This window comes from Enterobacter sp. BIDMC109 (genome assembly GCF_001037885.1).
Classification (GTDB): domain Bacteria; phylum Pseudomonadota; class Gammaproteobacteria; order Enterobacterales; family Enterobacteriaceae; genus Enterobacter; species Enterobacter hormaechei_C.
In genome coordinates, this window is sequence record NZ_KQ090002.1 from 3452706 (window position 1) to 3476048 (window position 23343).

General features: G+C 56.6%; 20 protein-coding genes and 1 pseudogene. 5 read left to right on the forward strand and 16 right to left on the reverse strand.

Going from position 1 to position 23343, the window contains the following annotated elements; all coding sequences use genetic code 11:
* Nucleotides 1-22: 22 nt before the first annotated feature.
* The 5 genes from malZ to phoB all read right to left on the reverse strand — a co-directional run bounded on the left by malZ (nucleotide 23) and on the right by phoB (nucleotide 7194).
* Complete coding sequence (gene malZ, locus SK62_RS16335) at nucleotides 23-1840, reverse strand: maltodextrin glucosidase (protein WP_047718585.1); 1818 nt, start codon at nucleotides 1838-1840, stop codon at nucleotides 23-25.
* A 163-nt stretch (nucleotides 1841-2003) separates the two neighbouring features.
* A complete protein-coding gene (gene proY / locus SK62_RS16340; RefSeq protein ID WP_017383160.1) occupies nucleotides 2004-3377 on the reverse strand; it encodes a proline-specific permease ProY in 1374 nt (457 codons plus the stop codon).
* Nucleotides 3378-3458: 81 nt separating this feature from the next.
* Nucleotides 3459-4778, reverse strand: a complete 1320-nt coding sequence (gene brnQ / locus SK62_RS16345) for a branched-chain amino acid transporter carrier protein BrnQ (protein WP_017694430.1) — start codon at nucleotides 4776-4778, stop codon at nucleotides 3459-3461.
* A 409-nt stretch (nucleotides 4779-5187) separates the two neighbouring features.
* A complete protein-coding gene (gene phoR / locus SK62_RS16350) occupies nucleotides 5188-6483 on the reverse strand; it encodes a phosphate regulon sensor histidine kinase PhoR (protein WP_017383159.1) in 1296 nt (431 codons plus the stop codon).
* Between the two features lie 21 nt (nucleotides 6484-6504).
* Complete coding sequence (gene phoB / locus SK62_RS16355; protein ID WP_003859122.1) at nucleotides 6505-7194, reverse strand: phosphate response regulator transcription factor PhoB; 690 nt, start codon at nucleotides 7192-7194, stop codon at nucleotides 6505-6507.
* A gap of 187 nt (nucleotides 7195-7381) precedes the next feature.
* Between phoB and sbcD the strand changes: the two genes are divergently transcribed.
* Together sbcD and sbcC are read left to right on the forward strand one after the other, a co-directional pair.
* Nucleotides 7382-8587 carry an exonuclease subunit SbcD gene (gene sbcD / locus SK62_RS16360; protein WP_017694432.1) on the forward strand — a complete coding sequence of 402 codons (1206 nt, stop codon included), beginning with the start codon at nucleotides 7382-7384 and terminating at the stop codon, nucleotides 8585-8587.
* Nucleotides 8584-11715 (forward strand): exonuclease subunit SbcC, encoded by a 3132-nt coding sequence (sbcC, locus tag SK62_RS16365; RefSeq protein WP_047718584.1) that lies wholly within the window; start codon nucleotides 8584-8586, stop codon nucleotides 11713-11715. Before sbcD ends, sbcC begins: the two co-directional genes overlap by 4 nt.
* Nucleotides 11716-12231: 516 nt before the next feature.
* Here sbcC and mak read toward each other — a convergent pair.
* Complete coding sequence (mak, locus tag SK62_RS16370) at nucleotides 12232-13137, reverse strand: fructokinase (RefSeq protein ID WP_017383156.1); 906 nt, start codon at nucleotides 13135-13137, stop codon at nucleotides 12232-12234.
* A 123-nt stretch (nucleotides 13138-13260) separates the two neighbouring features.
* On the opposite strand from mak, the gene rdgC reads away from it, so the two are divergent.
* Nucleotides 13261-14175 carry a recombination-associated protein RdgC gene (gene rdgC / locus SK62_RS16375; RefSeq protein WP_006809928.1) on the forward strand — a complete coding sequence of 305 codons (915 nt, stop codon included), beginning with the start codon at nucleotides 13261-13263 and terminating at the stop codon, nucleotides 14173-14175.
* Between the two features lie 47 nt (nucleotides 14176-14222).
* On the opposite strand, the gene ppnP is transcribed toward rdgC, so the two are convergent.
* The 5 genes from ppnP to SK62_RS16400 form a co-directional block, all read right to left on the reverse strand.
* Nucleotides 14223-14510: a pyrimidine/purine nucleoside phosphorylase gene (gene ppnP / locus SK62_RS16380; protein WP_003859131.1), complete on the reverse strand. Its 288-nt coding sequence runs from the start codon at nucleotides 14508-14510 to the stop codon at nucleotides 14223-14225.
* A 71-nt stretch (nucleotides 14511-14581) separates the two neighbouring features.
* Nucleotides 14582-15259: an AroM family protein gene (locus SK62_RS16385; protein ID WP_003859133.1), complete on the reverse strand. Its 678-nt coding sequence runs from the start codon at nucleotides 15257-15259 to the stop codon at nucleotides 14582-14584.
* Nucleotides 15260-15495: 236 nt separating this feature from the next.
* On the reverse strand, nucleotides 15496-15687 hold the full coding sequence (gene yaiA, locus SK62_RS16390) for a protein YaiA (protein WP_003859135.1): 192 nt from the start codon (nucleotides 15685-15687) through the stop codon (nucleotides 15496-15498).
* Between the two features lie 44 nt (nucleotides 15688-15731).
* Nucleotides 15732-16256, reverse strand: coding sequence for a shikimate kinase AroL (gene aroL, locus SK62_RS16395; protein ID WP_017383154.1), 525 nt, complete (start codon nucleotides 16254-16256; stop codon nucleotides 15732-15734).
* 144 nt (nucleotides 16257-16400) lie between these two features.
* Entirely contained in the window at nucleotides 16401-16859 is a 459-nt protein-coding gene (locus SK62_RS16400; RefSeq protein ID WP_015571313.1) for a YaiI/YqxD family protein, read from the reverse strand.
* Between the two features lie 97 nt (nucleotides 16860-16956).
* On the opposite strand from SK62_RS16400, the gene proC reads away from it, so the two are divergent.
* Nucleotides 16957-17766, forward strand: a complete 810-nt coding sequence (gene proC / locus SK62_RS16405; RefSeq protein WP_015571314.1) for a pyrroline-5-carboxylate reductase — start codon at nucleotides 16957-16959, stop codon at nucleotides 17764-17766.
* A gap of 16 nt (nucleotides 17767-17782) precedes the next feature.
* On the opposite strand, the pseudogene adrA reads toward proC, so the two are convergent.
* From adrA to SK62_RS16430, 5 genes and pseudogenes are all read right to left on the reverse strand, one after another.
* Nucleotides 17783-18887, reverse strand: a pseudogene (gene adrA / locus SK62_RS16410) (diguanylate cyclase AdrA).
* A 102-nt stretch (nucleotides 18888-18989) separates the two neighbouring features.
* On the reverse strand, nucleotides 18990-19310 hold the full coding sequence (gene psiF, locus SK62_RS16415; RefSeq protein ID WP_015571316.1) for a phosphate starvation-inducible protein PsiF: 321 nt from the start codon (nucleotides 19308-19310) through the stop codon (nucleotides 18990-18992).
* Nucleotides 19311-19604: 294 nt separating this feature from the next.
* Nucleotides 19605-19865, reverse strand: coding sequence for an anti-adapter protein IraP (iraP, locus tag SK62_RS16420; RefSeq protein WP_003859148.1), 261 nt, complete (start codon nucleotides 19863-19865; stop codon nucleotides 19605-19607).
* Between the two features lie 208 nt (nucleotides 19866-20073).
* Nucleotides 20074-21288, reverse strand: coding sequence for a multidrug efflux MFS transporter (locus SK62_RS16425; protein ID WP_015571317.1), 1215 nt, complete (start codon nucleotides 21286-21288; stop codon nucleotides 20074-20076).
* A 169-nt stretch (nucleotides 21289-21457) separates the two neighbouring features.
* Nucleotides 21458-22141: an extensin-like domain-containing protein gene (locus SK62_RS16430; RefSeq protein WP_032647385.1), complete on the reverse strand. Its 684-nt coding sequence runs from the start codon at nucleotides 22139-22141 to the stop codon at nucleotides 21458-21460.
* A gap of 103 nt (nucleotides 22142-22244) precedes the next feature.
* Here SK62_RS16430 and ddlA point away from each other — a divergent pair, with 103 nt between their 5' ends.
* The gene (gene ddlA / locus SK62_RS16435) at nucleotides 22245-23342 is read left to right on the forward strand and encodes a D-alanine--D-alanine ligase (protein ID WP_017383150.1); all 1098 of its coding nucleotides are present in this window, start codon (nucleotides 22245-22247) and stop codon (nucleotides 23340-23342) included.
* Nucleotide 23343 lies beyond the last annotated feature (1 nt).

Consider the following 23343-nt stretch of genomic DNA (forward strand, 5'->3'; position numbering starts at 1 on the left):
GTGAAAACCATTCTGCCTGCGCTTAGCTGCCGAACCAGACCGCAGCGGAAATCGCGGGCAGCGTGAGCACGCTCTCCTGGAACGTCGCTTTACCCTCTTTGATCTTCCACGTTTTACCGGCCAGCAGCGGTGAATCTTCCAGCACCACTTCACACGCCTCGCCCCGGTTGATCGCCACCAGCACACGCTGCTGGTTATAGACGCGGACAAACACCACCACGTTATCGTGGGCGTACATCACCTGACAGCCCCCGTAGCGCAGGGCCTGACTCTGCCTGCGCAGCGTCGCCATACGCTGGTACAGGCTGAGCAGATCCTGATCCTGTTTTTCACTCTCCCACGGGAAGGTTTTACGGCAGAACGGATCGTTATTCCCCTCCAGCCCCACTTCATCGCCATAGTAGATGCAGGGTACGCCCGGCCAGGTAAAGAGCCAGGTCACTGCCAGCGGCAGACGCGCCACATCTTTACCCAGCAATGATTTAAAGCGCGCGGTATCATGGCTGTCGAGCTGGTTAAACATCCGCAGCTGCTGCTGATGCGACAGGCCAGCGCGATAGTTTTCCATCCACGCCATGCAGGTTTCGGCGTCGATATGCTGCGGATCGTAAGAGATATCGGTGTTAGCGAGGAAACCCCACAGCGGGAAGGTGAAGCCGCGATAGTTCATCGCCGCGTCTTCTGCATCAGCCTGCAACCACTGACGCGCGTCGCCAAAGTGCTCCCCGAAGACGAATGCTTCCGACCGGACCGCTTTTGCCGACCGGGTAATGGCGGCGACATGCTGAAGGTTATTCCGCGCCCCGCCTGCTTCACCCAGCATATGCACCACGTCCAGCCGCCAGCCGTCCATGCTCCACGGCGCTTTCAGCCAGTGGCGCACGATGCTGTCGTCGCCGCCGTAGATCTCATTCACCAGCGATGGCGACTGGAAATCGAGCTTCGGCAGACTCGGATAGCCCAGCCAGTCCAGGGCGCGGCCATTCTCATCAAAACTGTACCAGTCACGCTGCGGTGAGTCCGGATTATGGCATGCGCCGCTCATCGACTGATTATGACGGTCAAACCACGCGTGAGAATCACCGCTGTGATTGAACACGCCATCAAGGATCAGGCGCATACCCTCTTTTTGCGTGTTGTGCCGCAGCCGCAGCAGCGCCTCGTCACCGCCAAACTGCTCGTCAACGTGGCGGTAGTCCTGCGTATCGTATTTGTGCACGCTTGGCGCTTTAAACACCGGGTTCAGGTACAGCGCCGTGACGCCGAGCTTTTTCAGGTACGGCAGTTTTTCGCTGATACCGTCGAGATCGCCGCCGTAAAAGGTCGATCCCCCCGCCTGGGCGGTCAGCGGCTCGTCCCATTTTTTCAGAATGATGTCGTGACCGACCGCATGATGGTAATAAACCTTGTCCTGATCGGCGGTGCGCTTTTCGCTGCGCGCAAAGCGGTCCGGGAAAATCTGGTAAAAGACCTGATCGTTAACCCACTGCGGGCCGTTATCCGGGTGATCCACGGCAAACTGCTCCAGCCGGGCCGGAGGAAAACGGCTGAAGCCCTGCGGGGTAAACCACAGCTGCCGGTTATTCCACAGCAGCTTGAAGCCGTAGCGGCGACGCGGCTGCCCGCTGCGCAAATCGATATTTGCCCGCCACGCCGTGACGCCCGGCTGCGGCTGGCTGCGCACTTTGTGCATTTTCAGCGACGTTTCTTCGTTATCCACTTCGGCGCGCAGGGTCACACGTTCAGGCTGATTGTCCCCTGCCAGCCAGAGCGTAATCACAAGGTTGTCTTTGTTTTGCTTAACAAATGGGGCAACCGGAAGGTGCCAGGCGTTTAACATCACGAATCCCCTTTGATGAAATTGACGTCACCTTGCCACAGGGTGATTAAAGATAGCTCATCGTGTTCGGGATTATTGGGGGAGGAGAACGGAGGAGGAGATTTTTTCCAGGGCAAAAGGGAGTGTAGGCCGGGTAAGCGCAGCGCCACCCGGCATTTTTACCTTACTGTGCTTCCGCCAGCTGACGATCGCGGCGACATTTAAACATCCAGCCCACCAGCAGCAGGACGATCCACGCGAAGCCCACGTACAGGGAAATACGGGTATCCGGGTGATAACCAATCAGGCCAATGATGAAGACCAGGAAGATGAGACCGACAATGGTCGTTGGCACGCCGCCCGGCACTTTAAACTTCAGCGCTTTGGCCTCTTCTGGCGACAGGCGGCGACGGAACGCAATCTGCGACAGCAGGATCATGATCCACACCCACACCGTCGCAAAGGTCGCCAGTGACGCAATCACCAGGAAGACGTTCTCCGGCATGATGTAATTCAGGTAAACCGAGAACAGCAGCGCCACGGTCATGACCAGCACCGTTACCCACGGGGTGCCGCGACGCGACGTTTTGGCAAACACCTTCGGCGCACTGCCCTGCTCCGCCATGCCATGCAGCATACGACCCACGCCGAACACGTCACTGTTGATGGCCGACAGCGAGGCGGTCAGTACCACAAAGTTGAGAATGCTGGCGGCAAACGCAATGCCCATATGCTGGAAAGTCAGGACAAACGGGCTGCCGTTGGTGCCCACCTGGTTCCACGGGTAGATGGACATAATCACAAACAACGTGCCCACGTAGAACACCAGGATACGCATCGGCACCGAGTTGATGGCGCGCGGAATGGACTTCTCCGGATCTTTCGCTTCCCCGGCGGTGATGCCGATAATCTCAATACCGCCATAGGCGAACATGACCATCTGGAGCGACATGACCATCCCGAGCCAGCCGTTGCTGAAGAAGCCGCCGTTGCTCCACAGGTTATGGATGCCGGTTGGCTGCCCACCGTTGCCGATACCCCAGATGATGATGCCGAAACCGGCGAGGATCATGATAATAATGGTCGCGACCTTGAAGAAGGAGAACCAGAACTCCAGCTCGCCAAACACCTTCACGCTCATCAGATTGACGGCGCAGATGATCAGCACCACGCTCAGTACCCAGATCCAGTGCGGCACGGCGGGGAACCAGACCCCCATATAGATGCCAAACGCCGTCACATCGGCAATGGCGACAATCAGGATTTCGAAGCAGTAAGTCCAGCCGGTGATAAACCCGGCCAGCGGGCCTAAGTTTTCTTGTGCGTAGCGGGAGAAGGAACTGGCAGACGGGTTGTGAACCGACATCTCCCCCAGCGCACGCATGATGATATAGGCCGCCACGCCGCCGATGATGTAGGCCAGCAGAACGCTTGGACCGGCCATTTTGATGGCATCTGCCGAGCCATAAAAAAGACCGGTGCCGATAGCCGAGCCCAGCGCCATAAAGCGGATGTGGCGGGTGCTCAATCCACGTTTAAGTTTGTTAGTGCTTTCCATTAAAATCTTGCCATTCAACACGAAAAAAACAAAAAACCACGGGGCCTTAAGCCCCGTGGTTAAACAATTTGTTGCCGTTGATTAATGGGCGTTGGATGTCACCTGACGCCCTGCCGCACGGTCCCAGATAATCGCCAGAACCAGCGCTACAACGGAAGGCATCAGCCAGGCCAGGCCCTGCTCGGACAGCGGCAGACGCTGTGTCCAGGCTGGCAGGATTTCTGCAAATGCTGATGCTTTGATCCCGTCAAGGATACCAAAAATCAGGCTGATAAACATGGCCGGCGCAATAATTCGCGTCGAGTTATGCCACCACGGGCGGGTGAAGCTCAGCACCACCAGCACGATACATGGCGGATAGATCGCCGTCAGCACCGGAATTGACACCTGAATCAGGTGGCTCAGACCGAGGTTTGACACCGCCATGGAGAAGATGCCGAGGATAAACACCAGCGTGCGGTAAGAGAGCGGCAGATACTGGGCGAAGAACTCCGCGCAGGCGCAGGTCAGACCCACCGCCGTCACCAGACAGGCCAGGAAAATCAGCGCCGCCAGCAGCATGCTGCCTGCACCACCAAAGGTATGCTGCACGTAAGCATGCAGGATCGCCGCGCCGTTTGCGTTCTGATCGACCAGCGTTGCGCTATCTGAGCCCAGACGGAACAGCGCCAGATACAGCAGCGTCAGGCCGACACCGGCCATCAGGCCAGCCCAGATGGTGTAGCGAGTCAGCAGACGCGCTTCGGTCACCCCGCGGGAACGCGCGGCGTTAACGATAACGATACCAAACACCATCGCACCGAGCGTATCCATTGTCAGATAGCCGTTCACGAAACCGTTTGAGAACGCCGCGTTCTGATAAGCGTCCATCGCGGAGCTGATGGGCCCCGCAGGCCAGACGATGGCCGCAACCGCCAGCACGATCAGCGCCACAATTTTCAGCGGAGCCAGGAAGTTACCCACGGTATCCAGCAGTTTGCCGGGATAGAGAGAAACCAGAATCACGATGGCGAAGTAAATGAGGCTGTAAATAAACAGCGGCATCGCGCCGTCACCGGTCAGCGGGGCGATACCCACTTCAAAGGAGACGGTCGCCGTACGTGGGGTCGCGAACAGCGGGCCAACGGCCAGATAGCAGACGGTTGCCAGCAGAACGCCAGCCACTTTGCCAATCGGGGTGCTGAGGCTGTCCACACCGCCACCGACTTTCGCCAGCGCGATAACGGTCAGTACCGGCAGGCCCACGGCAGTAAGCAGGAAGCCAAACGCAGCCGTCCAGACGTGTTCACCCGCCTGTAAGCCAACCATTGGAGGAAAAATGATGTTACCTGCGCCAACGAACAGCGCAAATGTCATAAAGCCCAGCGCGATAATGTCACGCGATTTCAAGTGATGGGTCATAAAACCTTACTGCCTGTGGATGTGGTGTTGAATACGTTGAGATTTTCGCCATCCCTCACGGGACGATACAGCGGAAAATTTGCTCAATTTCAGCGGGATATGCTCCCGTCCTGGCGTGGCGAAGAATAGTTTTTCGATTTACCACGCAAATACAGTCGGTCTGACAGTATATGGGGGGCAATTTAAACGCTTATAACGTTTAAAGGCAAGAAGGGATCGTAAAACCAGAACAATATGCCAGCATGAAAATTCAGACCAAAATAATATGCCATGTATAAGAAAAACTCATGGCTAATCATGCGAACAAAAAAGCACCAGCCGTATAATATTCATCCGCGTTTCGCTTGACTGCAAAGCAAACGGGCCAGCAATCGCTGGCCCGTGGAAAGGTAGCCTGACACATCTGCCGTCAGGCGCTTTTTTTGGCAATTAATCGTTCCGGAATCACGAAGCTAAAGCGCGTGCCCTTACCCAGGGTGCTTTCGATATTGAGCCGGCTTTCGTGGTGGCTGACGGCATGCTTCACAATTGCCAGTCCCAGTCCGCTCCCGCCGGTCTGCCGCGAGCGCGCCTTATCCACCCGGTAGAATCGTTCGGTGAGACGCGGGAGGTGCTCGGGCCCAATCCCCGGCCCGTTGTCCTCGACGCTAAACTCAGCGCCCGCCGGGGTATGCTGCCAGCACACCGCGATATGCGTCCCTTTCGGGGTATGATTCACGGCGTTATAGACCAGGTTTGAGATAGCGCTTCGCAGCTCATCTTCACTGCCGAGCACTTTCAGCGTGTTATCAACGTCAAAACTCAGGGTGTGCTGATTATGACTCAGCGTTTGGGCTTCGCGCTCCACCACCCGCAACATCATCGGCACATCAATGATGTCGTTTAGCGCCAGCGACGGGGCAGCCTCAATCTTTGAAAGCGTCAGCAGCTGTTTGACCAGCCCTTCCATGCGGAACGTCTGCTCCCGCATGGTATGCAGTGCTTTCTCACGCGGCGCCCCCTCAAGCGTTTGCTCCTGCATCATCTCCAGGTAGCCCTGAAGCACCGTCAACGGCGTACGCAGCTCGTGGCTGACGTTGGCAAAGAAGTTACGTCTCGCGCCCTCAAGCTGGTGCATCTGGGTAACGTCCCGCGCCACCATCAGCCACTGCCGATCGCTGTAGGGCATCACGCGGATTTCCAGATGGCGACCGTTATTGAGCTTCAGATTGTGCGGGCGCGAAAAATCCCGCTTTTTCAGATACAGCGTGAACTCGGGATAACGCAGAAGGTTCAGGATGTTCTGACCATTATCATCCGGCCAGCGCAGGCCCAGCAGCTGTTGCGCGAGGCCATTACACCAGAAGATTGTCCCTTCTTCTGTCGTCAGGATCACCGCGTCCGGCAGCGACTCCGCACCGCTACGAAAGCGTTTGATCAGGCTTCCCAGCTCACGACGGCGCTTTTTGTTACGCATCTGCATCTGGTGCAGGCCGTAGAGTAGCGGTTCCCAGCTCCCGCTTCCCGGCGGGGGTGTCATACTTCTGTCGACCCACAGCCACCAGGAGAGACGCAGTAAATTCCAGAAATGCCAGACGAGCAATCCCGTCACGGCCACCAGTAAAAACCACGGCAGATAGCCAAAGATAGCCCCCAGAATGAGGGCCGGAATACAACATAAGATCAGTTCAAAGACGAGCCTTTTCCATGACAGACGTTCCAGCACGCGTCACACTCCTGTCATTGTTCAGAAACGGGTCGAGAAACGATAACCCGTGCCGCGGACCGTCTGTACCATGCGATCGTGGCCACTCAGTTCCAGTGCTTTACGCAGGCGGCGAATATGGACGTCAACCGTTCGGTCTTCGACATAGACGTTAGTTCCCCAGACGTTATTCAGCAACTGTTCGCGGCTGTAAACGCGCTCCGGGTGGGTCATAAAGAAGTGCAGGAGTTTAAATTCGGTCGGTCCCATATCGAGGGGATTTTCACCGGTCATGACCCGGTGTGAGGTAGGATCCAGGCTCAGCCCCTGCATCTCAATCACCTCTTCCACCGCCATCGGTGAAATACGGCGCATCACGGCTTTGATACGCGCCACCAGCTCTTTCGGGGAGAACGGTTTAGTGATGTAATCGTCCGCGCCGGTTTCCAGACCGCGCACGCGATCCTCTTCCTCGCCGCGCGCCGTCAGCATTACCACCGGGATATCGCGGGTCATCGCCTCGCGTTTGATATGCTTGATAAACTGCAATCCGGAACCGCCAGGCAGCATCCAGTCCAGCAGGATCAGATCGGGCCAGGGTTCATTCAGCTGGTTCACCGCGCTGTCATAATCTTCCGCTTCAACCGGCTGGAAGCCATTTTGTTCAAGCACGAAGCACACCATTTCACGGATCGGAGCTTCATCTTCTACGACCAGAATACGTCTCGCCATACTTTGCCCTGTCTTATCGTATTTAAGTTACAAGTCTGTAATGCGGCGTCATTATGCGTCAGATTTATGACAGATTTATGAAAAACATTACCACTATAAATAGCAAACTGTTGTTTTATTACAGCGGTTATTTTCCGTTCCCCGAACGTTTATAATCCTGCTTTCTTATTATTGCCACGGATCTTTTATGCGCATACTTCACACCTCAGACTGGCACCTGGGTCAAAATTTTTACAGCAAAAGCCGCGCCGCGGAACATGAAGCGTTCCTGAACTGGCTGCTGGAGACGGCTCAGGCTCACGAGGTGGACGCGATTATTGTGGCGGGCGACATTTTTGATACCGGATCGCCGCCGAGCTATGCGCGTGAGCTGTACAACCGTTTTGTGGTCAACCTCCAGCAAACCGGTTGTCACCTGGTGATTGTCGCCGGAAACCATGACTCGGTGGCGACGCTGAATGAATCCCGCGATATTCTGGCGTTCCTCAATACCACCGTGGTGGCCAGCGCCGGACACGCGCCGCAGATCCTGAAAAAACGCGACGGCACGCCGGGCGCAGTGCTGTGCCCAATTCCGTTTTTACGCCCGCGCGATATCGTGCAAAGCCAGGCAGGTCTGTCCGGCAGCGAAAAACAGCAGCATCTGTTGCAGGCCATCACCCGCTATTATCACCAGCAACATACGGAAGCCTGCGCCCTGCGCGGCGATCAGGCCATTCCGATCATTGCCACCGGGCACCTCACCACCGTCGGAGCCAGTAAGAGTGATGCGGTGCGCGAGATCTATATCGGTACGCTGGACGCGTTTCCGGCGCAAAACTTCCCCCCCGCCGACTACATTGCCCTCGGGCATATTCACCGGGCGCAGATCATCGGCGGCTGCGAGCATATCCGCTACTGCGGCTCGCCCATTTCGCTCAGTTTTGACGAAACGGGCAAGGCCAAATCCGTGCATCTGGTGAGCTTCACCGGAGGCAAACTCAGCGCCGTTGAGACGCTTGAGGTGCCGGTCACCCAGCCGCTGGCGGTGCTGAAAGGCGATCTGGCCGCCATTACCGCTCAGCTTGAGCAGTGGCGCGGCGCAGCGCTTAATCCCCCCGTCTGGCTCGATATCGAAATCACCACCGACGACTACCTGTACGATATGCAGCGTAAAATACAGACGCTGACGGAAGACCTTCCCGTGGAGGTGCTGCTGGTACGCCGCAGCCGCGAGCAGCGCGAGAAAATACTGCTCAACGCCCAGCGTGAAACGCTTAGTGAACTTCGGGTTGAAGAGGTGTTCGCGCGGCGGCTTGCGCATGAAGAGGTGGACGAGGCCAGACGCACCAGGCTTAACGAGCTGTTTGCCCAGACCCTGCATTCCCTCCATGACGAGGACGAAAACGCATGAAAATTCTGAGCCTGCGCCTGAAAAATCTGAATTCGCTAAAGGGTGAGTGGAAAATTGATTTCACCGCGGAGCCGTTCGCCAGCAACGGGCTGTTTGCCATCACCGGCGCAACCGGCGCGGGTAAAACCACGCTGCTGGATGCCATCTGCCTGGCGCTGTACCACGAAACGCCGCGTCTTAATAAGGTCTCTCAGGCACAAAACGACCTGATGACGCGCGATACCGCCGAATGCCTGGCGGAAGTGGAATTTGAGGTCAAAGGCGTTGCTTATCGCGCTTTCTGGAGCCAGAACCGCGCCCGCAACCAGCCGGACGGGAACTTACAGGCACCGCGCGTTGAGCTGGCCCGCTGCGAAGACGGCAAAATTCTGGCCGACAAAGTCACGGATAAGCTGGAACAAACCGCCACACTCACCGGGCTGGACTATGGTCGCTTTACCCGCTCGATGCTGCTCTCTCAGGGGCAGTTTGCCGCCTTCCTGAATGCCAAACCGAGCGATCGCGCTGAGCTGCTGGAGGAACTGACCGGCACGGAAATTTACGGCCAGATTTCCGCCATGGTTTTTGAAAAACACAAAGCGGCACGTAACGCGCTGGAGATGTGCGAAGCGCAGGCCGCAGGGGTTGTGCTGCTGAGCGAGGAACAGCAGCAGCACTTACAGCAAAGTTTGCAGGCACTTACTGACGAAGAAAAAGTCCTGCTGGCACAGCAGCAAAGCCAACAGAAAGATTTTCAGTGGCTTACGCGTAACGACGAACTGATACGTGAGCAGCAGCGCGCAGCCGCTTCGCAGCAGCAGGCGCAACAGGCTCTGACGGACGCCGCGCCCCAACTGGCGAAGCTCAAGCTGGCACAGCCCGCCGCCCAGCTACGTCCGCTGTGGGAGTATCAGCAGGAGCAGACCACCCGCCTGTCGCAGACAACAGAGCGAATTGTTGAAGTAAATACTCGCTTACTCCACAGAGCGGCGCAGCGCTCGCGTATCCGTAACGGTGCGCTGCGAAACCGTGAACAGTTGCAGGCAGAGCACACGGTACTGACGCAGTGGCTGACCGAACACGATCGTTTCCGTCATTGGGGGCAGGAAATTGCCGGCTGGCGGGCGCATTTTACGCAGCTGAATCGCGATAAAAATCAGCTTGTTGCCCAGGCAGCGCGCATGGCTGAGCTTCGTCAGAAGCTGGCTGAGATGCCTGAAAGTAGGTTGACGCTGACGGCTGAGGATCTCGCGACGGCAATGGAGCGACAGGCACAATCGCGGGCGCTCCGCCAGCGTCTGACAGCGCTTCACGCTCGCTTTCAACCGCTGCAAAAACGGCTGCGCCAGAATGCGGAAAGCGTGCAGAAAGCGCAGGCTGAGCAGGCTAAGCTCAATGAAACGCTGATCCTGCGGCGTCAGCAGTTCAAAGAGAAAAATCAGCACTATGCCGACCTGAAAGCGCTCTGTGAGCGTGAGGCGACAATCAAGGATCTTGAGAACTATCGTGCACAGCTCGAAGCGGGTAAGCCTTGCCCGCTCTGCGGTTCACGCGAACACCCGGCAGTTGTGCAATATCAGGCGCTTGAACTGACCGACAATCAGCGCCGCCGCGACGCGCTGGAGAAAGAGGTTGCCGCGCTAAAAGAGGAAGGATTGCTGGTGCTCGGGCAGGTGAATGCGCTGACCCAGCAGATCCAGCGCGAGACAGAGGAAGCACAGACTCTCTCTGAGGAAGAGCAAGCACTCACTAAAGAGTGGCTGGAGGTCTGCGCCTCCCTGAACATAGCGCTGAATATTCAGGATGATATTGCCCCCTGGATGAGCGAACAGGAACAGTATGAACGCCAGCTGTATCAGCTCAGCCAGCGTCTGACGCTGCAAAACCAGCTCAATGAACAGGAAGGTCAGGCGCGCCAGTACCAGCAGCAGCTGACGGCGACGCGTCAGGCGCTGGCGGCCTCGTTACAATCGCTGTCGCTTAGCGTGCCCGATGAAGGGGCTGAAAGCGCCTGGCTGAGCGCGCGCGAAAGCGAATATACCCTGTGGCAGGAAAAACAGGCCCAGCACGGTACGATTCAGGAAGGTATTAACGCCCTGATGCCCATTCTGGAAACGCTGCCGGTTACCAATGATGCAGAAGCCGACGCGGTTATCCCTGAGAACTGGCGCGGCATCCACGACGAATGCGTGTCGCTGCAAAGTCAGCTCACCACCCTACAGCAACAGGAGACGCTTGAGCGTGAACGGCTCCAGCAATCACAGGCTCAGTTCAACGCCGCGCTGACCGCGAGCTGCTTTGCCGATCGGGAAGCATTTCTCTCCGCCCTGCTGGATGAAACGTCGATCCACCAGCTTGAACAACAAAAGCAGACGCTGGAAAACCAGCTCCAGCAGGCCACGGCGCTTTCGATGCAGGCAAGCCAGCAGCTTCAGGCGCATCAGGCACAGCGCCCCGAGGGGCTGGAAACCGATGCCGCAACGCTTCAGGCGCAGTTACACCAGCTGGCGCAACAGCTTCGGGACAACACCACGCATCAGGGGGAGATCCGCCAGCAGCTCAAACAGGACGCCGATAACCGTCTGCACCAGCAGGCGCTTATGCAGCAGATTGAGGAGGCGGCGCGTCAGGCCGACGACTGGGGCTATCTCAACGCGCTGATAGGCTCCAGCACCGGCGATAAATTCCGTAAATTCGCCCAGGGGCTGACGCTGGATAATCTGGTGTGGCTTGCCAACCAGCAGCTCAACCGTCTGCATGGCCGCTATCTGCTTCAGCGTAAAGCCAGCGACGCGCTGGAGCTGGAAGTGGTCGATACCTGGCAGGCCGATGCGGTACGCGATACCCGTACCCTTTCCGGCGGGGAGAGTTTCCTGGTCAGTCTGGCGCTGGCTTTAGCGCTTTCCGATCTGGTCAGTCACAAAACGCGCATTGACTCGCTGTTCCTGGATGAAGGATTCGGCACGCTCGACAGCGAAACGCTGGACACCGCGCTGGACGCGCTCGACGCGCTGAACGCCACCGGGAAAACCATTGGCGTGATCAGCCACGTAGAGGCAATGAAAGAGCGCATTCCGGTGCAGATCAAAGTGAAGAAGATCAACGGGCTGGGATATAGCAGGCTGGACAGGGAGTTTGCGGTGCAGTAAATGGGGGGATGATGCGCTCTGGTGCCCTCACCCTGGCCCTCTCCCTGTGGGCTGAGAGTTCCCCACAAAATAATGCCTGCACAGACGGCCCCCTCTCCCTTGAGGGAGAGGGCTGGGGTGAGGGGGAACATACGGCTCTGGTGGTCATTCCGTTCACGTTATGTTCCTTACTACTCTGTCACGACATGAGCGGTGAACGTGCCAGGGTGGCTCAGTCGCCACCACCCTGGCGACCCGGGCTTCCGGCGGAAAATCGCCGCTTCGCGGTGCCTTCGGCTTATTCCTTCCGGCTTATCGGGGACGGGCGGAGGTAACATCCCTGTAAAGCCCACCCTCTCGGCGCATCCCTGCGCCTCGCCCCGGCCTACAGGAAACGCCTCAGCGATTTACAGCCGGACCGAGGCATCGCTGAAAGCCCTCAGTTATTCTGAGGCAACGTTATAGCTTTTGCTTTCAAATTACTGGGGTAGCCTCTCCCCACGGGGAGAGGCTACAAACATCAAAAACGGTTTGCGTTTATTCCGGCCAGAGCCACGCCGCGCCGCGCACTCCGCTGGAATCTCCGTGGACGGCTTTGCGGATCGGCGTTTCGCACTCGCCGCCAAATACCCACTGTTTCACCAGCGTTGGCACCGTGGCGTACAGCCGGTCGACGTTGCTCATGCCGCCGCCCAGTACAATCACGTCGGGATCAAGAATATTGATCACATGCGCCAGTGACTTAGCCAGCCGCATTTCGTAGCGGCTGAGCGCCAGTTCAGCCACCGGATCCTGCTCCTCAACCAGACGCATAATCTCGTTACCTTTCAGCGGCTGACCGCTCAGGCGATGATAATCGGTGGCAAACCCCGTGCCGGAAATAAAGGTCTCAATACAGCCCTGCTTGCCACAGTAGCACGGTACTTCGGCGCGGTATTTGAGTTCATCTTCATCCATCCACGGCAACGGATTGTGCCCCCACTCGCCCGCGGTGCCGTTGCCGCCAATATGCGAGCGCCCACCGAGGGCCACGCCCGCCCCGCAGCCGGTGCCGATAATGACCGCAAATACGGTCTGCGCGCCAGCCGCTGCACCATCCACGGCCTCAGAGACCGCCAGGCAGTTGGCGTCATTCGCCAGACGCACCTCCCGGTTCAGGCGCTGGCTTAAGTCTTTATCAAACGGCTGACCGTTGAGCCAGGTGGAGTTGGCATTTTTCACCACGCCGGTATACGGCGAAATGGAGCCGGGGATCCCCATCCCGACCGTGCCCGTCTCGCCCGTTGCCTGCTCTGCCATATCGACCAGGCGGGCAATCGTCTCTATGGTCTGGTGATAATCATCGCGCGGCGTAGGCAGACGGTGGCGAAACAGTTGCTCCCCCTGCTCGCTCAGCGCAATAACTTCTGTTTTGGTGCCGCCCAAATCAATCCCAATACGCACAAGACACTCCTCATTATTTTGATTATCAACAGAGTAGAAGCCCGCTTCCCGATTAGCAATGCAAGCGATGCGACAATTCGTTATCATGCCCGCTGATTTAACGACAAGGCCGTGGAAATTATCATGCTGTGGTTCAAAAATTTGATGGTTTACCGTCTCAGCCGCGACGTTTCGCTGCGTGCAGAAGAGATGGAAAAACAGTTAGCCGCTTACTCCTTTACCCCTTGCGGTAGCCAGGATATGGCAAAAACCGGCTGGGTTCCGCCAATGGGTTCTCAAAGCGATGCGCTGACCCACGCCAGCAGCACGGGGCAAATCATCGTTTGCGCCCGTAAAGAAGAGAAGATCCTGCCGACGCCCGTGGTTAAGCAGGCGCTCGAAGCGAAGATCTTCAAGCTGGAAGCTGAACAGGGCCGTAAGCTTAAAAAAACCGAAAAAGATTCGCTGAAGGATGAAGTGCTGCACTCGCTGCTGCCGCGCGCTTTTAGCCGCTTTAGCCAGACCATGATGTGGATCGACACCGTGAACGGGCTGATCATGGTGGACTGCGCCAGCGCCAAAAAAGCGGAAGATACGCTGGCGCTGCTGCGTAAGAGCCTTGGCTCATTACCGGTGGTACCGCTGGCGCTGGAAACGCCGATTGAGCTGACCCTGACCGAGTGGGTGCGCAGCGGGACTGCCGCGCAGGGCTTCCAGATCCTTGATGAAGCAGAGCTGAAAGCGCTGCTGGAAGATGGCGGCGTGATCCGCGCGAAGAAACAGGATCTGGTGAGCGACGAAATCGCCGTGCACATTGAAGCGGGCAAAGTGGTGACCAAACTGGCACTCGACTGGCAGCAGCGCATTCAGTTTGTGATGTGTGATGACGGCTCCGTGAAGCGCCTTAAGTTCTGCGATGAACTGCGCGATCAGAACGAAGATATCGACCGCGAAGATTATGCTCAGCGCTTTGACGCAGACTTTATCCTGATGACCGGCGAGCTGGCGGCGTTAATTCAGAACCTGGTGGAAGGTCTCGGCGGCGAAGCGCAGCGCTGACAGGCAAAACGCAGGCCGGGTAAGCGAATGCGCCACCCGGCATGCTTTTATTTCAGATAGCGGCACAGATAAGAGGTTGGCTCTGCAACCTGCAAATGGAACTCGCTGTGGCCCGGCACGTTGAAGACCTGCCCGGCACTATAGACTTTCCACTCCGTTTCACCCGGCAGCAGGACGTTCAGCGCGCCGCTGACCACCGTCATCTCTTCCGCTTCTGCGGTGCCAAAGGTGTATTCCCCTTCCGCCATGACGCCGACACTGGCGCGGCCAGTGCTGCTGCTGGTAAAACCAATGGATTTCACTTTACCGGAAAAGTATTCGTTACTTTGAAGCATGAACTGGCCCTTATATTTATTGAGAAAAATCCACTATAGGGGCCATGCTCATGACCTGTCACGCAAAATCATTACACCAGTAATTCTGACGCCAGGCGCGCCATCAGGACGTTAGAGAGCAGCACCGGAACATCCAGCGCCTTTTGCAGTAAATCACGATGCCGCTGATGGAAGCCCAGGCAGTCGAGCATCAGGACATCCGCCCCTCTGTCGATCAACTCCTGCCCGGCCGCAATCAGCTTCGCTTCGCTGTCCCAGAACGGGTTTGCCAGCGCGTACAGCGGGGTGTGCTCCAGCGCGGCCCACTTCACCGTCTGGTTATCTAGCAGTTCCTCAACGGGAACGATGACCCCAACCTGATGACCATCAACAATTGAGGCCACCAGCGGGGGGATAATCCGCATCGGTTCGAGCAGAATGGCATTACGCGCGCTGAGCCCTTTAACGGGTGCCGTGCTCATCAGCAAAATAACGTCATAGTCCTGATTGTCGAGCACTTCGATCACGCCCTGTAGCGCGCGTTCGATTTTCTGGCGCGACACATGCGCCAGTTTACCGTCACTGAGTAACGTTGCCAGGGGATCTTCCCCCTCTCCGACCGCGTAGTCTTCCATGACCTCTTCCCGACTCAGCTTCCCTAACAGACTAAGATGCGTAATTTGTTGTTCAGAGACATGCTCGGTTAAGAGCGGTAATACTTCGCTTACAGGCACCACACCAATCGTGAGGATCGCCAACGTCGCCTTCATTTTGATCGCCTTCCGTTACTACCACAACTGCCACACAGGTACAGGCTCACTACGCTGCACTGTTCATTTTTTCAACAAAACAGCACCAAGGGTAGCAGGGGATCTCTACACCGTAATGTAAAGATCGACTGGCCTTTCCGAATCCACCTGTAATAACTAAATATTAACTGCTGCTTAACATCAGCGATATGTTAAAAGTGTGATTCAGGCACGGTTGTAACGAATTCGGATTCCTGTCAGGACTTCTCAGGATCCTCATAGCGCCGTTTCGCATCCAGCGCTTCCTGTTCGGTTTCATGTTCGCTGATCAGCGAATCAGGTTTAGGGTGATCGGCACGCAGCTGGTACCAGGTTACGGTCTGATCGCCGTTACCTTTTTCAACGGTAACGATGCGGGCTTCACGTGGATAGGGAGGTCTGGTTGGCATGGCTCATCCTTTTTTTATGTCTGAGCTATGAGTATAGACGGCTGTTAGCTGGCGCAAGCCAAACGCAGGGCGGTAATAATCTGAATCGCAACTTTCTCGGGTGACGCCGACGCATCCACAACGTGGTGTGCCGCCTCACGGTACAGTGCATCGCGTTCGGCGAGGACGTCGCTGACCTCTTCACTCAGCGGTTTCGCGGTCAGCGCCGGGCGCTGTCCCTCTTCCGGAAACGCCTCCAGCCGCCCCACCAGCGTAGAGACCGGGGCACAGAGGTAGATCACGACACCCTTTTCGCGCATAAACTGGCGGTTATACGGTGCCAGAATAATGCCCCCACCGGTCGCGATCACGGTTGACGGCGCGGTCACCGCTTCCAGCGTGGCCGTTTCACGCGCACGAAAGCTCTCCCAACCCTCATCTTCAACGATATCGGCGATGGTCTTACCGGCATTCTCCTGGAGCCAGTGGTCAGTATCGACAAACTGACTCTGGCACAGACGCGCCAGCTCCAGACCAACGGTGGTTTTCCCACAGCCGCGAGGGCCAACTAAAAAGATGGGTGGGTTCATAACCAGGTGTTCCCCTTGCTGCCGGATAACTGAAGGCTGTAAAGAAATGATTGCAGTAGATGTTGCGCTAACTTTACTGCAAAGCGGTACGGAATGACAAGCCTGTGGAAGCCACACTGTACCACAAAACCGCCCGGAGGTGGGCTACGCCGGGCGGCGCTTCACTTCCAGCAGCCATTTATCCAGCTCGGCGGCAAACTGCTGGCGATCGCGCTGCGACAGGGTGTCCGGCCCACCGGTTTGCACGCCGCTGGAACGAAGCGTATCCATAAAATCACGCATGGTGAGCTTCTCGCGGATCGTTGCCGGCGAATAGCGTTCTCCGCGCGGGTTCAGCGCCGCCGCCCCTTTCGCCAGTACATCGGCAGCCAGCGGGATATCCGCGGTGATCACCAGATCTCCTGCGTCACACAGGCGTACTATCTCGTTATCCGCCACGTCAAACCCGGCCGGAACGCGCAGAGAACGGATGTATCTGGAGGGCGGCACGCGGATATTCTGGTTCGCCACCAGCGTCAGCGGCATCTGCACGCGCTCGGCAGCGCGAAATAAAATCTCTTTGATGACATTCGGACACGCGTCCGCATCAACCCAAATCGCCATAGTCTCTCCCCATTATGATTCTGGTGACTATTGTCGCCTGCATTTCGTTGTTAAGCTATCAATGAGAGATAACAACGCATAATAACGGAGAGACGTGATGGATAAGAAAATCGGGTTTATCGGCTGCGGAAATATGGGCAAAGCTATCCTCGGCGGACTGATTGCCAGCGGGCAGGTGCTGCCGGGGCAGATTTGGGTCTATACCCCATCCCCGGATAAAGTCGCGGCGCTGCGTGATGAGTATGGTGTCAACGCTGCCGAAAGCGCACAGGACGTGGCTCAGGTGGCGGATATTGTCTTTGGCGCCGTTAAGCCGAATATCATGATTAAAGTCCTGAGCGAGATCACCTCCAGCCTTAACAAAGAGACCCTGGTGGTATCGATTGCCGCAGGCGTGACCCTCGATCAGCTCGCCCGCGCGCTGGGCCACGACCGTAAGATTGTTCGCGCCATGCCAAACACCCCGTCGCTGGTGAATGCCGGTATGACATCCGTTACCCCGAACGCGCTGGTCACATCTGAAGACGTGGCGGATGTACTGAATATTTTCCGCTGCTTCGGCGAAGCGGAAGTGATTGCCGAACCGATGATCCACCCGGTAGTCGGCGTGAGCGGCTCTGCCCCGGCGTATGTCTTTATGTTTATCGAAGCCATGGCCGATGCCGCCGTACTGGGTGGAATGCCGCGCGCGCAGGCCTACAAATTTGCAGCGCAGGCGGTGATGGGTTCGGCCAAAATGGTGCTGGAAACGGGTAAACATCCGGGCGAACTGAAAGATATGGTGTGCTCACCGGGGGGCACAACCATTGAAGCCGTGCGCGTGCTGGAAGATCGCGGGTTCCGCTCCGCCGTGATCGAGGCGATGGAAAAATGCATGGAAAAATCAGAGAAGCTCAGTAAGTCCTGATGCGCTACGCCGGGCGTCAGGCGGCCACTTCGGTGCGGCCCCGTCCGGCATTTTTGGCTTTATAGAGGGCCACGTCCGCCGCCTTTAGCCATTCACGATAGTGGGTGAACTGCGCCCCCCCAGGGAGCAACCCCAACGCTGATACACAACCTCGCCATAGGTGCTCTGTGCAGCGGCATGTTGACCAGCCGTTCGTGGACGCGCGACATCGCTGCAATCGCGCTGTCGGCAGGCGTGCCGGACATGATCACCGCGAACTCATCCCCGCCAAAACGGCCAATATAATCGCCTGAGCGCAGGGTCAGCTGAAGCTGGCGCGTGATGGCGACAATCGCTTCATCCCCCACGTCATGCCCCCAGGTGTCGTTGATCGTCTTGAAGTGATCGATATCGATGAGCAGTATCGTCGCCTGTCGATGGCTTCGACGGCAGGCCTCAAATTCGTTACGCAGCAGCGTTTCCCAGTGACGGCGATTGAATACGCCGGTCATTCCGTCGCGGGTACTCATCAGCTCAAGCCGACGCTTATGCTCTGCCAGACGGATCGCCGTGCGGTGGCTGAGCCAGGCAAACAGTATGGGGTAGACCACCAGCACGGGGAGCGTCAGCCACAACGCCAGCGGTTCAGAGGTCAATACCACAGGAGTACCCGTGGATTGCACGGTCAACAGGGCAGACAGGGCAAGTAGCGCGAGTCCTGTCAGAAATAACCGGCATCCCCCCGATCCCATCATATTCATGCCGATCATCACGATCAGCGCCGCCGTTGGTAGCGCATTGAACCCTGTTAGCCCCATCCAGACACCGGCAATAATGGCATCGATTTTCAGATTAACAATTTCACTGCTGTGGGGTTCAGCCGAACGAAAAGCCAGCTGCCAGGCCAGATGGGGCCAGACAAAGACCCAGCCCACCAGCAATAACCACCAGACGCCGGAAAGAAACTGGCTCACCAGAACGCTGGCAAGCGGAACAAATAGCGCCGCCAGACCAACGATGCGTGCCAGCCGTATTCGCCGGGCAAATCGCAGACCGGAACGGTATGAATCATCCTGAGAAAGCTGCTGGTGCCACGCTTCCCGAATGTTCTCGTGATTGTCATAAAACTCATCATTCATCATTTTTGGGAATATTCTGAAACATTTTCCCAAATTATAGAGAGGGGGATAGCGGGGAAAGTATGAAATTTTGGGTGAGCCACAGCCGTGACTCACCCGTTAGCACTACGCCTGTTTTTTCAGGCACGCGCTCATAAACTTGCTGCGATCGTCGCCTTTCAGCATCTGCTGTGTCGCCTGGGCGTTGCACTCACGCATTTTTTGCTGCTGTGGGGTCAGGCTTTTTTCACCGGGTTTAGCCGCACCATTTTTAAGGCAGTCGCTCATGTACGTTTTACGGGCATCCCCTTTCAGGCTTTGCGATGTCGCCTGTTGGTTACAGGTCGTCATGCGCTGCTGCTGGGGCGTTAACGTTTTCTCTTCCGCGTGTGCTGAGGCGATCAGACACAGGCCAGAGAGCAGGGTAACCAGTATTGTTGTTTTCATTGCACCATCCTTTATGTGAAGTTCCACGTTAAGTCTGGCTCGTTACGGGAAAAAAACCACCCTGCGACTCTGATTTTCGCCGGGCTCTGCGGTTATTTCAGCCCTGTATCGGCACAATATTCATTAACCGGTTTCGCCGGGGGGGAGGCGGTAATTAATAACAGAAATTATGCGGTGAAAGGTGTGCTCTGTCTCAATTTAATTTTCCCTGCATAAATGTGTAAAAATAAAAACAGAGCGACGCCAGGCATCCTGCATGACAATTCTGTGACAGGTCATTTCACCTCAGACAGGTTAGCTGCGAGGATGCCTTAAAAGCTTCTTTACGTATTGCTGAAGCAGCTCCGCATCTTCCGCAGGCACCTGGGAATCAGGACGCGCTTTTTCCAGCGCGCCTTCAACGTTGTCGATCAACGCCTCCTGCTCCGGTTTTGCCATCTGTCGCAGCAGCGCCGTCACAACGATTTCCAGCGCCTCGACCTGGGCAACCAGCTCTTTCGACTCTTCTTCCTTTTGGGCAAGCTTAACCAACAACTCAGCAATGAGATTTTTCATGGTGCTATTTCCTTATGTGATTTCCCCTGAAATTAACACCCTCTCTGAATAATGAAAAGCATGGATTAGCTTTATCTTATGCAAAAGTGACATCGCTGCCAAAAAAGATATTTCAGCGCGAAAGCGAAACGTTTTCCTGAAAGAAAGGCGCCGCATTTCTTTATATAAAAATGCGGCGTTCATAAGAATAAATAATATATTATCGTGTTTACCGGGCCGACTTTGCCTCAGCGATTCGCCTGCGGCGTCGCAAGGCAAAGGCCAGTTGAATAATATTCAGCAGGACCACCACCGCCGTCGCGGCAAATACCCAGCGGAAACCCGCCATCGCCGAGACCGAGGCGCCGATAAGCGGGCCCGCTACGTTGCCTAAATACATGAACGACTGGTTGTAGCCAAAAATGCGGCCGGTTACCTGGTCACTGGAATATTTCACCAGCAGCGTCTGAACAGCGGGCAGCATGGCGCCATCTGCGAAGCCAAGCAGGAAGCGCAGGATGCCGAGCTGAAGAGGTGTGGTGACGAATGACATGGCAAAGAAAAGGATCACCGCAATGATGAGCGTTGCCATCAGAATACGTGCCGTACCGATCCTGTCGCCCAGTTTCCCCAGACGCGGAGCAGACATCAGCGCCGACACGCCCGGCACCGCGGCAATCATCCCGCTCAGAAAAGCAATGTTGCTGCTGTCCGGCGCCATCGACTTGATAAACAGCGCCAGAATCGGCCCTACCGAACCGTTACAGAGCTGGATCACCATCGTCGTCACAAAGAGGCTAATCATCAGGCCAGGATAAGGCAGCGAGGCGAAAACCGCTTTTCCGCTCAGGCGTTCGGATTTACTGACAACAGGCCGCCCGCCCTCTTTAATCAGAAAAAGGGTGACCAGAAAGCTGATCGTTAGCAGGATCGCGGTAATGATAAAGACCGCACGCAGCCCGACATGGTCCGCCAGGAAGCCGCCGAGCAGCGGGCCGCCAATGACCCCGCTGATCTGGGCCGTGGAAAGCGTGCTGAGCGCCCAGCCGCTTCGCTCACGCGGTACCTGTGAGGCCACCAGCGCCATGGCATTCGGAATGTAACCGGAGGTCAGCCCCATTATCGCCCGCAGAATAAACAGCTGCCAGACGTTGGTGGCGAAGGCCTGGAGCAAAATGGCTATCGCCATCCCCAGCGAGGCGCGGAGCAGCATCAACTTGCGCCCCTTGCGATCCGCCAGGCTGCCCCACATCGGCGACACAATGGCGGAGACCAGAAACGTCACGCTGAACGTCAGGCCGGACCACATCGAGAGCGCTTCATGGGAAGTCACTCCCAGCTGCGACACATACAGCGGCAGGAAGGGCAATATTTGGCTGATAGCCAGTCCGGTGAAGAAGCAGCCGAACCAGACTGAAATGAGATTAACTTTCCAGGATTCCATAACAGAAATAGTCTTCATTTTTAGGCGAATTCGCCGACAGATTAGCAAGTTACGCGCAATGACATAGCGCCAGAGATGCGGCCTTGCAGACTTTGGTGTTTTATCTTCCCAGTCATCATATTTGTGAAATAAGTCACAATTTATCCAATTTTTGGCGGAAGATTATGCTTCATCGACATAATCCATAGCCGCGCATCCCCAGATGGAAATGGTTGGCATGGGCGGCATTATAGTCCGGCCCCAGACCGTTACCGTAATAGCCACAGCTTGCCGAGAGCAGGGCCTGTAGCCAGGGCTGCGTCTTTTCCGCTTTCCAGCCGTTCAGGACGGTAACGCGCTGTCCATTTGCCAGCCTGAAAGCGCTGATATCCAGCGCATCCGCCGTGGCATGTTCGCTGCGCCGCGCATCCGGGCGGCTGTAGATATTGCGGCAGGCGAAGCTGCCCAGATGTTCAATACGCGTAAGCTCGCTTCCGGTCCAAGTTTTGGTGAGCGGTCGGGCCTGCTGGCTGACAAACAGCGCAGAACTTAACGCCAGCGGACAACTGGCCAGAAAGCTGCTGTTCAGGCTCACCGGGCCAAAATCGCGCACGCGCACCACGTTACTCAGCGGACACTCACCGGCGCTGTCAGCGACAGACTGGGTACGGATAAGCTGGCGTTGATTCGCCTGCGCTAACAGGCTTTCGCATGCCTGCGGTGTTAAACGTCGAAGTTTAAACTGGGTTATTTTTCCGGGCGGATCGTCAAGCGTAAGCGGCACGAAAGGATTGTAATACGGCGGCAACCAGCGGTAGCCCACCGTGGCGATCCCGGCAATAACAATAAGAATAAGCAGACCTTTTCCTTTCACGCGCCCCCCTTCAGCATCCCCAAAACATTATGGCAGAAGGCCGCGAAACCCGCCGGGCATCGTGGTATGTTATGGGCTTTTCGTCAGACTGGAAGAGAGTGAGATGGCAAAGCAGCGCGTAGGTATTGTCTTTGGGGGAAAATCGGCAGAGCACGAGGTGTCATTGCAATCGGCTAAAAATATCGTTGATGCGATTGATAAAAGCCGTTTTGACGTGGTGCTGCTGGGCATTGATAAACAGGGCCAGTGGCATGTTAACGATGCCAGCCAGTATCTGTTACACGCTGACGATCCGGCGCACATTGCCCTTAATCCTTCTGATGTCAGCGTCGCAACGGTTCCAGGCGTGGAACAGGGACAGCTTATCGATGCCGGGAACGCGCAGGCGCTGGCACAGATTGACGTAGTGTTCCCTATCGTTCACGGCACGCTGGGCGAAGACGGCTCTCTGCAAGGCATGTTGCGGATGGCGAACCTGCCGTTTGTCGGTTCCGATGTGCTGGGCTCTGCCGCCTGCATGGATAAAGACGTCACAAAACGTCTCCTGCGCGACGCCGGTCTGAATATTGCGCCGTTCGTGACGCTCACTCGCGCCAACCGCGATAAACACAGCTTCGCGCAGATCCAGGCGCAACTCGGCCTGCCGCTGTTTGTGAAACCGGCGAATCAGGGCTCGTCCGTCGGCGTCAGCAAAGTCACCAGCGAAGCGCAGTTTAACGATGCCGTTCGTCTGGCCTTTGAATTTGACCATAAGGTGGTGGTTGAGCAGGGAATTAACGGTCGTGAAATTGAGTGCGCCGTACTGGGCAACGACTTCCCGCAGGCGAGTACCTGTGGTGAAGTGGTATTGAACAGTGACTTCTATTCCTACGACACCAAATATATTGACGACAAAGGTGCCCAGGTTGTGGTTCCCGCCGCGCTCGATCCTGACGTTAACGACAAGATCCGGGCGATCGCCGTTGAAGCTTATCAGGCGCTGGGTTGCTGTGGGATGGCGCGCGTCGACGTGTTTCTGACGCCGGATAACGAGGTGGTGATAAACGAAATCAACACTCTGCCGGGCTTTACCAATATCAGCATGTACCCGAAGCTGTGGCAGGCCAGCGGGATAAGCTATCCGGAACTGATCACCCGCCTGATTGAACTGGCACTGGAGCGCCACGCCGCTGACAGCGCCCTGAAAAGTTCCGTTAACTAAC

Coding starts and splice junctions, on each gene's coding strand:
- malZ (WP_047718585.1), bottom strand. CDS start 1,840: ATGTTAAACGCCTGGCACCTTCCGGTTGCCCCATTTGTTAAGCAAAAC.
- proY (WP_017383160.1), bottom strand. CDS start 3,377: ATGGAAAGCACTAACAAACTTAAACGTGGATTGAGCACCCGCCACATC.
- brnQ (WP_017694430.1), bottom strand. CDS start 4,778: ATGACCCATCACTTGAAATCGCGTGACATTATCGCGCTGGGCTTTATG.
- phoB (WP_003859122.1), bottom strand. CDS start 7,194: ATGGCGAGACGTATTCTGGTCGTAGAAGATGAAGCTCCGATCCGTGAA.
- sbcD (WP_017694432.1), top strand. CDS start 7,382: ATGCGCATACTTCACACCTCAGACTGGCACCTGGGTCAAAATTTTTAC.
- sbcC (WP_047718584.1), top strand. CDS start 8,584: ATGAAAATTCTGAGCCTGCGCCTGAAAAATCTGAATTCGCTAAAGGGT.
- rdgC (WP_006809928.1), top strand. CDS start 13,261: ATGCTGTGGTTCAAAAATTTGATGGTTTACCGTCTCAGCCGCGACGTT.
- ppnP (WP_003859131.1), bottom strand. CDS start 14,510: ATGCTTCAAAGTAACGAATACTTTTCCGGTAAAGTGAAATCCATTGGT.
- SK62_RS16385 (WP_003859133.1), bottom strand. CDS start 15,259: ATGAAGGCGACGTTGGCGATCCTCACGATTGGTGTGGTGCCTGTAAGC.
- yaiA (WP_003859135.1), bottom strand. CDS start 15,687: ATGCCAACCAGACCTCCCTATCCACGTGAAGCCCGCATCGTTACCGTT.
- aroL (WP_017383154.1), bottom strand. CDS start 16,256: ATGAACCCACCCATCTTTTTAGTTGGCCCTCGCGGCTGTGGGAAAACC.
- SK62_RS16400 (WP_015571313.1), bottom strand. CDS start 16,859: ATGGCGATTTGGGTTGATGCGGACGCGTGTCCGAATGTCATCAAAGAG.
- proC (WP_015571314.1), top strand. CDS start 16,957: ATGGATAAGAAAATCGGGTTTATCGGCTGCGGAAATATGGGCAAAGCT.
- psiF (WP_015571316.1), bottom strand. CDS start 19,310: ATGAAAACAACAATACTGGTTACCCTGCTCTCTGGCCTGTGTCTGATC.
- iraP (WP_003859148.1), bottom strand. CDS start 19,865: ATGAAAAATCTCATTGCTGAGTTGTTGGTTAAGCTTGCCCAAAAGGAA.
- SK62_RS16425 (WP_015571317.1), bottom strand. CDS start 21,288: ATGGAATCCTGGAAAGTTAATCTCATTTCAGTCTGGTTCGGCTGCTTC.
- ddlA (WP_017383150.1), top strand. CDS start 22,245: ATGGCAAAGCAGCGCGTAGGTATTGTCTTTGGGGGAAAATCGGCAGAG.